The sequence below is a fragment of the Thalassospira sp. NFXS8 genome (assembly GCF_040148805.1).
In the GTDB taxonomy this organism is placed as follows: domain Bacteria; phylum Pseudomonadota; class Alphaproteobacteria; order Rhodospirillales; family Thalassospiraceae; genus Thalassospira.
In genome coordinates this window covers 111,356-125,058 of the sequence record NZ_JAGEMF010000005.1, presented here as the reverse complement: position 1 = coordinate 125,058, position 13,703 = coordinate 111,356, and the positions used below count along the sequence as shown (strand labels likewise).

The following is a 13,703-nucleotide window of genomic DNA, read 5'->3' as shown; positions in this document are numbered from 1 at the left end:
GATGTTTCCTCCGTTGAAATAAAAATTACGCTTTGCACGTTTTGTATTTTTGGGGCTGCCAGCGTGACAGCCCGAAGAAACGAGATGTCGCTTCAGGAATTTTTAGGAAAGGCCGCTTCGACGCCCGACAGCTTTTCATAGGCTTTGATCACGGCAGTGCATCCTTCCGCCCCATGCCCCATGATTGATGCCAAGGCATAGGTCTGGTGAACAGATGCCGCCAGGAAGCCCGGAAGCCCTGCTTTTTCAAGCCAGCGAACGTAATATCCCACGTCCTTTTCAGCCCATTCGAGTGACATATGCGGTGTAAAATCACGCTCAAGCGTCTTGCGACCATATAGGTCCATCATGCCGCTCTTTCCGCCCGCCGCCGAGATGATGTCGATCACCTTGGTCATGTCGAGGCCCTCTTTCGCCGCAAGGGCAAAGCCCTCACAGAAAGATGCGACATTGGCAAAAGCGATGAAGTTATGAATCAGCTTCAAGCGAATTGCATGGCCGCTCGGTCCAACATGGAAAATGTTCTCGGCATATGTATCGAATAAGGGGCGAAGATCCTCCAAAAGGTCTGCTTCGCCGCCATAAAGCACATTCACACATCCCTGTTCTGCATGCATCGGGGTGCGTGTCATCGGTGCTTCGCAATACCTGATACCGGCTTTTTCACAAACCTTGCTCATCAGATCGACATGGTCGGGGCTGGTGGTCGTGTGATCGAGAATAATTTGTCCCGGGCGCATTTCCTTTAGACAGCCGGTTTCCAAATCGATTGTCAGTTTCTGAACATCTTCCGCGCGACCGATACAGAATGCGATCACATCACATTTCTGTGCCATTTCGACGACAGAGGATGCAATGCAGGCCCCGCGGCTTTCAGCAAGTTTTACCTTTTCCGGGTCGAGGTCCAGGACATGAACCGAGACTCCTTTCAGCAGCATGTTTTTAACCAAACCGCTACCCATGCCGCCCAAGCCGACAAATCCTATACTTTTTTCAAACGCCACGTTGTCCTCCATTTTTATCTTCGCCTTAATCGGATTTGGCGAAGTGCGATTTCATAATTAATCCGCATAACATGTCCCCTTGTTGTCTGACAACATGTTTTTATGTTGACAACGCATGATGCCGGCTTACATAAACCGGGAAGACGATGGCCGACGTTGATGTTGGCCAACGATTGGTAAAAAGGCATTTGGTCGTGGATTCTTTCACTCGAATAAACAGGCGCCCCAGCTTGACGGACGATATTTCGCAAAAGCTTTCTCGAATGGTCCTCGAGGGGGAACTGGCCGCCGGACAACAATTGCCGACAGAACAGAGTCTGGCCGAGAGTTTCGGGGTCGCCCGAACCGTTGTCCGGGAAGCAATTTCGCGTTTGAAACACGACGGTCTGGTCGATTCCAGACAAGGTGTTGGTGCCTTTGTCGCCGAGCCAAGCGCACGCAGCGCGTTTCGTATCAACCCCGCCTGCTTTGAAAAACGCCAAAAGCTTCTTGAAATTCTTCAATTGCGAACCGGGATTACCTCCGAGGCTGCCGGGTTGGCAGCACGTTCGCGCAGTGATGCTGATATTGAATGTATGGAACAGGCCTATCGGGATATGGAAAGTTCCCTTGCCGAAGGGCACGACGGTGCCGAACAGCTTGTTCTGGCCGAACGCACATTTTATCGCCACATCGCTGAAGCGTCGGGCAACCAGTACATTCTGGAATTTCTGTCTATGCTTGATGCGCGGATTGATATGGAATTGCGTTCCGTCGCTGTCAAAAACGCACGTGTGACAGAATGGAGTGCGGAAGTCCTGGTCGAACACCAAGCCGTTCTGGATGCGATACGCGACCAGAATGAAGATGCGGCATCCCAGGCGGTGCGGCACCATTACACCTATGCGGCACAACGTCTGGCGGATCGTGCTGATTTGGCAGACACTTAAAGTCGGGCGTTAAGCCCGCGCTATCATTTTAAAAATATCAAAGTCTGGAGGAGGCACCGATGCAACGCACGGGAGGCCAGCTGATCACTGACGTCTTGATTCAACAAGGTGCGGACCGAATTTTTGGTGTGCCAGGCGAGAGTTTTCTTGCTGTTCTTGATGCGCTTGTCGACGCGCCGCAGATCGAATTTATTGCGGCCAAACATGAAGGTTCAGCCGCATTTATGGCCGACGCTGATGGCAAGCTGACGGGACGTCCCGGTCTGGTTCTGGTCACGCGGGGCCCCGGCGCTTCGAACGCCTATTCCGGTATTCATGTTGCCTATCAGGATTCCACGCCATTGATTATGCTGGTCGGGTTGATCGGACGCGACGATACCGAACGCGAAGCATTTCAGGAATTTGACCTTAAGGCGATCTTTGGCACTCAAACCAAATGGACCGCAGTGATCGATGACGCCGCACGCATTCCGGAACTGTTAACCCGTGCATTTCAGGTCGCAACTTCCGGTCGGCCCGGTCCTGTTGTATTGGGTTTGCCCGAAGACATGTTGCGCGACGTCGTCGACGTTAAAAAACTTCCCCCCCGCATAACGCCTGTTCAGGCATCGCCGGCGGCAACGCAACTTGTCGATCTTGCCGCCATGCTATCCGATGCCAGTTCCCCTCTGATTATAGCCGGGGGTGAAACATGGGACGAGGACGCATGTAACAACCTCGCCAAATTTGCCGCAACATGGAAACTTCCTGTCGCCTGCAGTTTCCGCAGTCAGGATCGCCTCTCGGCGTTGCATCCCTGTTATATCGGTGATGCCGGATTGGCAATTAACCCCGATCTTGCGCAACGAATTCGCGATGCTGATACAATTCTGGTTCTTGGTGCCCGGCTGGGCGACTGCACGACATCGGGCTATACGCTGCTTGATGTCCCGGTCAGTACGCAAAAACTAATCCATGTGCATCCTGACCCCGACGAAATCGGGCGCGTTTATGCACCCGATCTCGGCATATGTTCCGGTATGAAAAACATGCTGGCAGCGTTGGTCGACATGAAGGTTCCGCAAGATGGCATAACCTGGTCGAGATGGACCGAGGCCGCCCGTGCAGACTATCTTGAATGGTCAACGCCCAATGCCGCCTCGCATGGCCCGGTCAATCTGTCCAAAATTATGGGTTATCTGAACGAAACGCTGCCCGAAGACGCCATTCTGACCAACGGGGCGGGTAACTACACCGTTTGGGTGCATCGTTTTTACAAGCATCGTCAATACAGAACACAGGTCGCCCCGACATCGGGCACCATGGGCTATGGCTTGCCCGCCGCAATCGCCGCAAGCCTGCGCCATCCGGACCGGCTGAGCATTTGTTTTGCCGGTGACGGTTGCTTTCAGATGACCTTGCAGGAACTTGCAACCGCCCAGCAGTTTGGTGCAAAGGTGATTGTGATGCTGTGCAACAATGGCATCTATGGCACCATTCGCATGCATCAGGAAAAGAACTATCCGTATCGTGTTAGCGGAACCGATATTGCGAGCCCGGATTTCGTTGCCTTGGCAAAGGCATATGGACTGGAAGTCGCCAGAGTTGAAGAAACCGGGCAATTCGCCGACGCGTTCGAAGTGATCAAGTCTTCGGGAAAATCCGGAATTATCGAAATCGTTACAGACCCGGAAGATTTAACCCCGCGGAACTCGCTTTCGCAAATTCGCGGAAACGCCAAATAGTGAAAATGACATAACATATCGTGACATGTGCCTCGGGGGTGATATGGCCTAAAATATCACAGGGGGCATGCATGCACGGACTGATGTGTTTGAATATATTGGCATGTTCTATAATCCCTGGTGCGAACTTGCCAATAAAGGGATGACGCCACGATTAAGCTGCAAATTTAGCGGCAAGGTCACTTCCGTCATCCGAACTGGCAAGCAGCCAGTTCGATCAACCGATGGCGCGTTCTGCCTGATTGGTATGGTCTATGTTGGATCGGCATTGGTTTAGTGCGTGCTGTCCGCATTATTATTGTTCCTAAGTCCAATATAAAACAGGAGGCTGGGACGTGCGGATATTTATATCTGTTGATATCGAAGGTGTTGCCGGGGTTTGTGAGACCCTGCAGGGTCGGCGCGGTAACCCGGAATACGAGGTTGCCCGCCGCCTGATGACCCAGGAAGCCAACGCCGCCATTGCAGGCGCATTTGATGGTGGTGCGACCGAGGTCACCGTGGCAGATTCCCACGGCCCGATGCGCAATATCATCGCCGAAGACCTGGATGACCGCGCCCGGCTGGTTTCGGGCAAACCGCGCCCGTTATCCATGATCCAGGGCATTGATGACAAACATGATGGCGTCATTCTGATCGGTTATCACGGTGCGGCATCAAATTTTGGCGTCATGGCCCATACCGTAAGCGGCCTAGCCTTTCATTCCATCATGATCAATGGCGTACAGGCTGGTGAACCAACCCTGTTTGGCGGGTATGCCGCCGAAATTGGCGTACCCCTTCTTGCCATAAGCGGGGATGACCGCCTGGCGCAGGAAATTTCCGCCCAGTTCCCGTCTGCCCGTAACATCACGGTCAAACAGGCATTGGGCGCTGGTGCAATGAACAGCCTGTCACCGAAAAAATCGCGCGAAATGATTACACAACAGGTCAGCGACGTCGTTGCCGCAGCAAAAGGTGCCCCGGTTGAGAGCCCGTGCAAGGTGCCGCTAACCATTTCGGTGCGCTTCCACAAACAGCTTTATGCCGATGGCGCGGCCCTATTGCCGCAAATGGAACGGTGTGATGCACAAACCCTCAAGTTTGTTGCCAATTCACACGCCGATGCCATCAGCACCATTTCCGCACTGGCGCTGATTGTAAACGGCCTGCAATAACAGCAAGGTCCCAAAACAAAAACCGGCTTTCTGGAATTTGCACCAGAAAGCCGGTTTTTTTATGTGCGTCATATTTCGCGGGTATCGGCGGTGATCAGACCGTACATGCCCGATAAAACGCCTGAAATTCCGGTAGGACTTTACCGTTATAGGATGGTGTTGCCTGCCCGTTCCACATGGCATTCAAAACGGCTTCTTCCACGGCCTCGACACTGCAATGGAAAAACGCATTCATGCAGCTTTCCGATACAAACTGCCCAGCATAAACCGCATCGCCGTCGCGCGCCTTGACGTTTTGGGTGGAAAAGGCCACTGCGATATCACCGCTTTGATGGCCAAGGTAACTGCCCAACCGCCCCAATGCCGCCGACGACCGGCGGCTCAGCCGCGAAAGCTGACGGGAGTCAAGCGGGGCATCGGTTGCCAGAACGATAATGATCGATCCCTTATCGAAATCCTCGGCCCCAGCGGAAGCAAGAACGACAGGAGCTGATGGTTTTTGCCCCAGCACCCGCAATTCGGATTTTTGGCCGAAATTGGATAAAACCAGCGCACCAACTTGGTAATGCACCCCGCCAGCAAGCTTTACCCGCCGCGAGGCCGAACCAATGCCACCAGCAAAGCCAAAAGTTTTCATGCCGGTCCCGGCACCAACCGTTCCCTGGTCAAACTGTGTACCGGCATTATCAATGGCCTTGTCCACCATGGCTTCGGTCACGTGAAATGCCTGAATGTCGTTTACCACGCCATCATTGCATTCCATCACCAGCGGGTTAACCGTTGCCATTTTGCGGCCCACATCGGGGTTTTGCCCAATTGTGCGTTTGATTACGGCCTTGGTGCAATCCGCCACGCCAAAGGTATTGGTTAAAATAATCGGTGTTTCAATCTCGCCCAGTTCTTCGACCTGGACCAAACCTGCACTTTTACCAAAACCATTTAAAATGGCGGTTCCGGCATGAACGGGCCGGTCAAACAGGTTGCCATCATGGGGCAAAATGGCCGTTACACCAGTGCGTGCCGTATCGCCGCTTTTATGGGTAAAATGGCCGACTTTCACACCGGGCACATCGGTAATCTGATTGGATGGTCCCGTAGGATGAACCCACCAATCGGAACACGCTATCGCGTTTCGCAAGTTTTCTGTCATGTTTTTAATCGCCTGGGATCAGGCTTATTCTTTTTCAAGTTTGGGGTCGAGCGCATCATGTAGGCCATCGCCCAGAATGTTGAAAGACAGGACCGTAATGAAAATGGCGAGACCGGGGAACAAGGTTAAATGCCATTCACCTGCCATCATGTAATCACGCCCGGTCGACAGCATCGCACCCCATTCCGCGGTCGAGGGTTCAACCCCCAAGCCCAGGAATGACAGACTGGTTGCCGTAATGATGGATGTGCCAATACGCATGGTGAAATAAACAATCACAGCACCCAGCACGCCAGGCAGAATGTGACGGAACATAATGATAAAGTCTGATGCGCCCGCTGCACGTGCCGCTTCGACATAGGTGCTTTCCTTATGGGCCAGCGTGCCCGAACGCACAATGCGCGCAAATGCCGGCACACTGAAAATCGCCACAGCCACAATCACATTGGTCAGGCCCGGGCCAAGAATGGCGACAATACCAATCGCTAACAGCATACCGGGAAAAGCAAACAGCACGTCGGATACCCGCATCGTGCAAGCATCCAGCCAGCCGCCATAATAACCGGCAAAAAGACCTGCCAAAACACCAATAACGGCACCGACCGAAACCGACGTAAACCCGATAAACATCGACAGTTTCGCCCCATTCATCAGGCGGGCAAAAATATCGCGGCCAAATTCATCGGTCCCGGCCCAATGCAGGGCCGTCGGGGTTTGCAGGGTGTTCATATAGTCAAAGCTATCGGGGCTGAACGGCAAAATAACCGGTGCCAGAAACGCCGTCACATACATCGCCAACAGGAAAATTCCCGCCGCTACCGCGACTTTGCGTTTGGCAAAACGTTTCCAGAATTCCTTGAACGGGCTGGTCGCCGGTTCGTTCAGGGCCGGTGGCGCATCAATAACGATTTCAGGTTGTTGCGTCATCACGGTATCCTAGCTATAGCGAATTTTCGGATTGATCAGCCCGTAAAGGACATCAACCAAAAGATTGATCAGCAGAAATTCAAGCGAGAAAATCATGATCTCGGCCTGAACCACGGTGTAATCGCGAAAACGGATGGCATCGAGCAACAACGCCCCCATGCCCGGCCAGCGAAACACCTGTTCGATCACAATCGACCCCCCCAGCAAGAAGCCGAACTGCAGGCCTGCCATGGTCACAACCGGAATCAGGGCATTACGCAGAGCATGCTTCCAGATGACAATTTTTTCCTTAAGTCCCTTGGCCCGGGCGGTTCGGATATAATCCTCGCGGACAACCTCGATCACGGCGGAACGTGTGAAACGCGCCATAATGGCGGCAACACCCGCACCCAGTGTCAATGACGGCAATACAAGGTCCGAAGGGCTGTCAAATCCGCTGGTGCCAAACCAGCCCAACTGGACCGAGAAAAACTGCATCAACAGCAGACCCAGCCAGAAAGGCGGCATCGAAATGCCGGAAACAGCGGCGAACATACCGGCATGATCACCTGCGCTGCCACGTTTAACGGCCGAAACCACCCCTGAAATCAAACCAAACAACACCGACCAGCCCAACGCGCATAATGCAAGCCATACGGTGGGCATAAAGGCCCGGCCAATCATGGTTGTGACCGGTTCGTGCGTTCGCAACGAAATACCCAGATTGCCGCTCAGGATATTACCGATAAATTTGAAATATTGCTGATAAAGCGGCGCATCAAGGTTAAGGGTCCGGCGAACAATTTCGACTTCTTCCAGCGTGGCATGTTCCCCGGCCAACACACGGGCGGGATCGCCCGGCAGTGCATGGACGAACATAAAAACAAATATCGAAATCAGAAAAAGAACCGGAATTAACGCAAAAAGCCGTCGCAGGAAATATTGAACCATCTGGTGCTCTTGGTGTCAGCGGCCCGGTAACATGTTGCCACATTACCGGGCCGGAAGTTTCAGGCGGGCTTATTTTTCGAAGGCAGCATGGGCATATTGCATGGTGCCATCGGGCATCGGGAAGGCACCGGTCAGGCCTTTTTTACGACCTGCCAGGGCGTTATCAACCGCCAGCCACACAACCGGTTTGTCTTTCCAGATCTGCTTCTGGGCGATTTCATAGGCCGCAGCGCGTTTTGCCGGATCAGCCGTTTCAAGGGCGTCATTGATGGCTTTGTCCACATCCGGGTTGGAATAGAACGCCTCGTTATACATATTCGGGATCCAGCCTTCGGTCGAATAAACCGGGCGCAGATGCCAGTCGGCATCACCGGTTGAAGGCGACCAGCCGCCAATAACCGAATCAAATTCGGCGGTTTCCGGGGTTACGCTGGAACCAAACAGCTTTTCAGCGCGGGTTGCCCCTTCAAGCGGAACGATATCAACCTTAACATTGATCTGCGAAAGCTGCTGTTTGATGAACTGCAGCATGCGCACTTCGGTCGAGTTGTTGCGCGCCCAAAGATTGATCGAGAAGCCATCAGCATAACCGGCATCCGCCATCAGTTCCTTGGCCTTGGCAACATCGGTGGTCAGGGCCGGGCTTTGGGTGGCATGGAACTGGGTTGCCGGTGCCAGCGGTGAGTCCGGAACGATGGCGTGGCCGCCATAAACAACCTGGGTAAAGGCGTTTTTATCGATCGCAAGGTTAAAGGCTTCGCGGACACGAATGTCTTTGAACTCTTTGCGCATCATGTTCATCGCCATGACCCAGACCGAAATGCCCGGCTTTTCCAGCACTTCATATTTGTCGGATTCACTGACACGTTTCATCAGCTCTGCCGGCAGGATCGGCACGAACTGCACTTCGTCAGACATCAGCATGGAAACGCGGGTACCGTTTTCAGCGACCGGAAAGAACGTCACCTTGTCGAGTTTCGGCCATTCGGAATCCCAGTAATTATCGTTCTTTACAACCACCAGCTTTTCGCCCGGCACCCATTCCTGAAATTTGAACGGGCCGGTACCAACCGGATGCTTGGCAAAATCCTTGCCATATTTTTCAATCGCAGCCGGGCTTTCCATCACAACAGACGGATGAGCCAGCGTGTTGATCATGGCGCCAAACGGTTTGCTCAGTTTGATAACAACGGTGTAGTCATCCGGTGTTTCAACGGATTCAACCAGTTTGAACAGGCTGTGTTTTTTCAGGTTCAGGCTGGGATCTGCCAAACGGTCCAGGTTGAACTTAACCGCTGCAGCATTAAAATCGGTGCCATCCTGAAATTTAACACCCTGACGGAGTTTAAGGGTGAAAGTTCTGGCATCTTCACTGCCTTCCCAACTGGTGGCCAGTTGTGGAACCAGTTTCATGTCGCCATCAAACGAGATCAGGCGTTCAAAAATGCCATTCGCGACCGAATAATCGACATTGTAGTTTGAATCCTGCGGGTTCAGACCCTGGATAATCTGGTTTAGGGCGATCGATAATTCCGCGGCCTGGGCAGCCTGATAAGTGCCAAAGGTTCCGGCCAACATGGTTGCGCCAAGGATTGCGGTTTTCAAAATCTTCATATTCTAATGCCTCTTTGCTGATTTATGTGGTTGTTATTGTTGTTATAACCATCGGTTTTGGGTTGGACGTTTATTCCGCGGCAACAAAATGCTTTGGTGAAATTTCCCGAAGAGAAAGCCGGGCAGGCGGGTTGTTAACAGAGCGCACCGGGCTGGGAACTTCACCGGTAATCAGGGGCCGGTTTTCAATGCGAAAGGCTGGATCGGGAATGGGGGCTGCATCCATCAGGCGCTGGGTATAGGCATGTCCGGGATTTTCAAAAACGTTGCGCCGCGTTCCGGTTTCAACGATTTGCCCCAGATACATCACGGCAATGCGATGGCTGACACGTTCGACGACGGCCATGTCGTGTGAAATGAATAGCCATGCAAGACCGAATTTTTGCTGCAAATCCATCATCAGGTTGATGACTTGGGCTTGTACCGACACATCAAGTGCGGATACGGCCTCGTCGGCGATGATCATTTTGGGATTGGTGCCCAGGGCGCGGGCAATGGCAATGCGTTGGCGCTGACCACCGGAAAAGGCATGGGGATACCGTTTGGCATGATCGGCCGAAAGACCAACCTGTTCGAGTAACCATACAGCCCGGTCCATGGCGTTTTTCGGGCTTTCCAGCCGGTGGATCAGCATTGGTTCGCAAATGGAATAGCCCACGGTAAGGCGCGGGTTAAGCGACGCGTACGGGTCCTGAAAAACAAACTGGATTTGGCGGCGCAGTTTTTGAAGGTCGGTGTGCGACATGGCCGACATGTCCTGACCATCAAAATGTAGCCGGGATGATTGCGATTCAACCAGTTTTAAAATTGATCGACCGGTTGTCGATTTGCCACAACCCGATTCCCCGACCAGGCCAAGCGTTTCCCCTGGCCAGATATCAAGATCAATACCTTCAACGGCATGGACACGTTTGGTGGTGCGGCCCAGTAAACCTTCCTTGATGTCAAAACGGGTGGTTAGATCCCGTACCGATAACAGCGGCGGTTTGGTGTAATCAATTGCCGAAATTGCGGCATCAGGTTCGCGTGCAAGCGATGCGGCAACCTTTTCGCCGGGAATGGCAAATCGGGCGGGCTGGTCCATGCCCTTCATCGATCCCAGTCGGGGGACGGCTTGTAACAGGGATTTGGTGTAGGGATGTTGCGGATTGGCAAACAGGGATTTTACATCACCTTCTTCAACCTTTTCGCCACGATACATAACAATCACACGATCAGCGATTTCGGAAACAACACCCATGTCGTGGGTAATAAACAAAACCGACATGTTATTTTCGACCTGAAGGTCGCGAATCAGGCGTAAAATTTGCGCTTGAATGGTTACGTCAAGGGCCGTGGTTGGCTCGTCAGCCAGCAATAATTGCGGACGGCAGGACAATGCCATTGCAATCATCACCCGCTGACGCATCCCGCCAGACAGATGATGAGGATAGCGTTTGAGAAGATTTCGCGCATCCGGGATACGCACCTTTTCCAGCATTTCCAGGGCAATTTCGGTTGCTTCGGCGCGACGTTTCTTCTGATGGGTGATGATTGGTTCAATCAGCTGTTCCCCGATAGTGAAAACCGGGTTCAGCGATGTCATCGGTTCCTGAAAAATCATGGAAATTTCATCACCGCGCAGGGTGCGAACACTTTCATCATCAAGCTGGCAAATGTCGTCAAATGCTCCGTTGCGGCGACGGAGTTTGATGGAACCGTTGGTGATGGCGCCATTGCCAAATTCGATCAGGCGCATCATTGACAGCGCGGTAACAGATTTCCCCGACCCGCTTTCGCCAACAATGGCAACGGTTTCACCTTTATAGACATCAAGATTAAGGCTATTAACCGCTGTTACAGGCGCAGCGTCATTACCAAATTCCACTGTCAGGTCGCGCACGGATAAAAGGGGGGATGTGGTCTGTTCTGCCATTCAAATTTCCCTGAAGTATTTCTGGCGTCATGCGGCCAAATTTGTCTTGCAGGGAACGTTACTGTTTTGAGTCAGTACGGGCCAAAGCTGTTTTGGCAAGATATATGCCGATTTTGCATAGTTTTGCCTGTGCAGGAATGTATGGTTTCCTTTACCGGTGCAAGATCAAGCGGTTCGGGTTTGTCTCTATGTGAGTGTACGGTGGCGTACTATATGCAATTTCATAATTATGCCAGTTTTGTATGACATCGCCAAATTGACAAAAACATGGCCTTGTCACCTTTCGGGCGCGGGACAATAGTGTCGGAAAACATAACCTCTTTTTTCCGGATTTTTGCTCGGAGCATCCATATGACAAATCGTTTCTCACTGGCCTTGCACGGCGGTGCCGGCACAATTTTGCGTTCTAAAATGTCCCCTGAAAAGGATGCAGACCATCGCGCAGGTATACAGGTTGCGCTGGCTGCTGGTCACGCTGTGTTGTCAAAGAATGGCAGCGCAATGGACGCGGTTGTCGCAACTGTTTGCGCCCTTGAAGACAATTCCCTGTTTAATGCCGGTCGCGGTGCCGTGTTTACGTCGGCGGGTAAACAGGAAATGGACGCGGCCGTCATGGATGGTGCAACCCGGAGTGTCGGGGCGGTTGCCGGTATTTTTGGGCCCCGGAACCCTGTATGTGCCGCCCGTGCGGTCATGGATACGACCGACCATGTTTTATTTGGTGGGGCGGCAGCAATTGAAATTGCGCGAAATGCCGGTTTGCCATTTGAAGACGCCGACTATTTTTATACCGATGCCCGTTGGCAGGCTTTACAGGAAACCTTGCGCCTGAGGGCAGAAGGCCGGGAAAGCGATGATCCGGCCCGACGACACGGCACCGTGGGGGCCGTTGCGCGCGATATGCACGGCAATGTTGCCGCGGCAACATCAACAGGCGGGATGACGGCAAAGGCACCTGGCCGTATTGGCGATACCCCGGTGATCGGGGCTGGCACCTTTGCTGATAATGAAAGCTGTGCTGTTTCGGCCACGGGCCACGGCGAGGTTTTTATCCGTTATTGTGCGGCACACGAAATTTCTGCCCGGATGCGTTTTGCAGGCCAGTCATTGGCAGATGCCGCGCAGCATGTGGTGATGGAAGACCTGGCAAAAAATGACGGATCGGGTGGTTTGATTGCGGTTGATCGCGCCGGAAACATCGCCATGCCCATGAACAGCGAGGGCATGTATCGCGGTTGTGTAACCGAGGACGGACAGTTTAAAACCTTTATTTACGCAGATGAATAGGCGTTTTAGCCCTGGTCACTGGTCAGGGCAGCCCATAACTTGCGGGTGATCGAGCGTTTGGTGTCCGCTTTGCGGTAAATCTGGATATCAAGGTTATGCGACCAGGTTTCAGATTGTATTTCAACAAGTTCGCCGCGCTGAATTTCGGCTTTTGCACAGCTTTCCGGGACGATGGTTAATGCACCAAATTCAAGCGCCATCCGCTTTACGAATTCGGACGTCGGGCTTTCGCTGATTTTTTTGAATTTTTTCCGGCATTTGGGATTTTGTGAAAACATCAGAGATTCAATTTCAGCGAAATATCCGCTTTTGGAATAGCCGATAAAAGGAATTTCCTGGTCCCTTTCAGGGTGTAACAACGGTGTTTTGCCGTCGGCGGCAAAGGGCGAAATCAGGATCATGCGTTCACGTGCAAGGGTCATCGCCTTGAACTGGGTGGTATCGAACAGGACGGGTGCTTCCTGGCTGCAATATTGCAGGACAAAATCGATGTCGCCATCTGCAAGATGGCGAACCATATCGTGGAAGTTTTCCGTCATGATATGGCTTGTGAACGGGCCTATTTTTTCCCGGATGTTTTTTAACCAGGCGGGGATAAAGCTGATGCTTAGCGTGCTTGCTGCGGCAATGCGGATGTCGGGCCTTTCGGCGTGTTGCAATTGGTGAAACTGGGCGCGGTCGTGATAAATATCATGCAGTACGGTTTCGGCCGTATCGCGAAACAGGCGACCTTCTTCGGTCAGGGTAATGGGATAGGTGCGCCGGTCAATCAGATCCGTGCCCAGCCAGGTTTCAAGGGCACGAATGCGGCGGCTGAACGCTGGCTGGGTAACATTTCGTTCCTTTGACGACCGGGAAAAGTTGCGGGTTCTTGCCAGCGAGACAAAATCTTCCAGCCATTTTATTTCCAATTGGTCTTTCTCCTTGGTCCGGTAAAATCCGATAAATAACGCAACCCGGCTATTGGGAACGGGATGCCGTTAAAAATACACTACTTAACCTGTCAATTCGCGCACAGCCAATATATTTACACCACAAACACGGGGGTTAGCATCATAAATACCCT

General features: G+C 52.6%; 12 protein-coding genes. 5 read left to right on the top strand and 7 right to left on the bottom strand.

Features of this window, described 5'->3' with window-relative positions; genetic code table 11:
* Window positions 1-92: 92 nt before the first annotated feature.
* Window positions 93-1,016: an NAD(P)-dependent oxidoreductase gene (locus J4E05_RS21055; protein ID WP_349599797.1), complete on the bottom strand. Its 924-nt coding sequence runs from the start codon at window positions 1,014-1,016 to the stop codon at window positions 93-95.
* Window positions 1,017-1,234: 218 nt separating this feature from the next.
* Between J4E05_RS21055 and J4E05_RS21050 the strand changes: the two genes are divergently transcribed.
* The 4 genes from J4E05_RS21050 (at window position 1,235) to J4E05_RS21035 (ending at window position 4,814) form a co-directional block, all read left to right on the top strand.
* Window positions 1,235-1,933 (top strand): FadR/GntR family transcriptional regulator, encoded by a 699-nt coding sequence (locus tag J4E05_RS21050; protein WP_168184904.1) that lies wholly within the window; start codon window positions 1,235-1,237, stop codon window positions 1,931-1,933.
* 59 nt (window positions 1,934-1,992) lie between these two features.
* Window positions 1,993-3,657 carry a thiamine pyrophosphate-binding protein gene (locus J4E05_RS21045; RefSeq protein WP_349599794.1) on the top strand — a complete coding sequence of 555 codons (1,665 nt, stop codon included), beginning with the start codon at window positions 1,993-1,995 and terminating at the stop codon, window positions 3,655-3,657.
* A gap of 67 nt (window positions 3,658-3,724) precedes the next feature.
* Window positions 3,725-3,934 (top strand): hypothetical protein, encoded by a 210-nt coding sequence (locus tag J4E05_RS21040; RefSeq protein ID WP_349599791.1) that lies wholly within the window; start codon window positions 3,725-3,727, stop codon window positions 3,932-3,934.
* A gap of 58 nt (window positions 3,935-3,992) precedes the next feature.
* A complete protein-coding gene (locus J4E05_RS21035; protein ID WP_349599789.1) occupies window positions 3,993-4,814 on the top strand; it encodes a M55 family metallopeptidase in 822 nt (273 codons plus the stop codon).
* 94 nt (window positions 4,815-4,908) lie between these two features.
* On the opposite strand, the gene J4E05_RS21030 is transcribed toward J4E05_RS21035, so the two are convergent.
* The 5 genes from J4E05_RS21030 to J4E05_RS21010 all read right to left on the bottom strand — a co-directional run bounded on the left by J4E05_RS21030 (window position 4,909) and on the right by J4E05_RS21010 (window position 11,350).
* The gene (locus J4E05_RS21030) at window positions 4,909-5,964 is read right to left on the bottom strand and encodes a DmpA family aminopeptidase (RefSeq protein ID WP_349599786.1); all 1,056 of its coding nucleotides are present in this window, start codon (window positions 5,962-5,964) and stop codon (window positions 4,909-4,911) included.
* A 24-nt stretch (window positions 5,965-5,988) separates the two neighbouring features.
* Window positions 5,989-6,891 (bottom strand): ABC transporter permease subunit, encoded by a 903-nt coding sequence (locus J4E05_RS21025; protein WP_085592003.1) that lies wholly within the window; start codon window positions 6,889-6,891, stop codon window positions 5,989-5,991.
* Window positions 6,892-6,900: 9 nt separating this feature from the next.
* On the bottom strand, window positions 6,901-7,821 hold the full coding sequence (locus J4E05_RS21020; RefSeq protein ID WP_085592001.1) for an ABC transporter permease subunit: 921 nt from the start codon (window positions 7,819-7,821) through the stop codon (window positions 6,901-6,903).
* A 69-nt stretch (window positions 7,822-7,890) separates the two neighbouring features.
* Entirely contained in the window at window positions 7,891-9,435 is a 1,545-nt protein-coding gene (locus tag J4E05_RS21015) for a glutathione ABC transporter substrate-binding protein (RefSeq protein ID WP_085591999.1), read from the bottom strand.
* Between the two features lie 70 nt (window positions 9,436-9,505).
* Window positions 9,506-11,350, bottom strand: coding sequence for an ABC transporter ATP-binding protein (locus tag J4E05_RS21010; RefSeq protein ID WP_349599782.1), 1,845 nt, complete (start codon window positions 11,348-11,350; stop codon window positions 9,506-9,508).
* A gap of 351 nt (window positions 11,351-11,701) precedes the next feature.
* Here J4E05_RS21010 and J4E05_RS21005 point away from each other — a divergent pair, with 351 nt between their 5' ends.
* On the top strand, window positions 11,702-12,637 hold the full coding sequence (locus J4E05_RS21005) for an isoaspartyl peptidase/L-asparaginase family protein (RefSeq protein ID WP_349599779.1): 936 nt from the start codon (window positions 11,702-11,704) through the stop codon (window positions 12,635-12,637).
* 5 nt (window positions 12,638-12,642) lie between these two features.
* Here the strand turns inward: J4E05_RS21005 and J4E05_RS21000 are convergent, their stop codons facing one another.
* A complete protein-coding gene (locus J4E05_RS21000; RefSeq protein WP_349599776.1) occupies window positions 12,643-13,548 on the bottom strand; it encodes a LysR family transcriptional regulator in 906 nt (301 codons plus the stop codon).
* Window positions 13,549-13,703 lie beyond the last annotated feature (155 nt).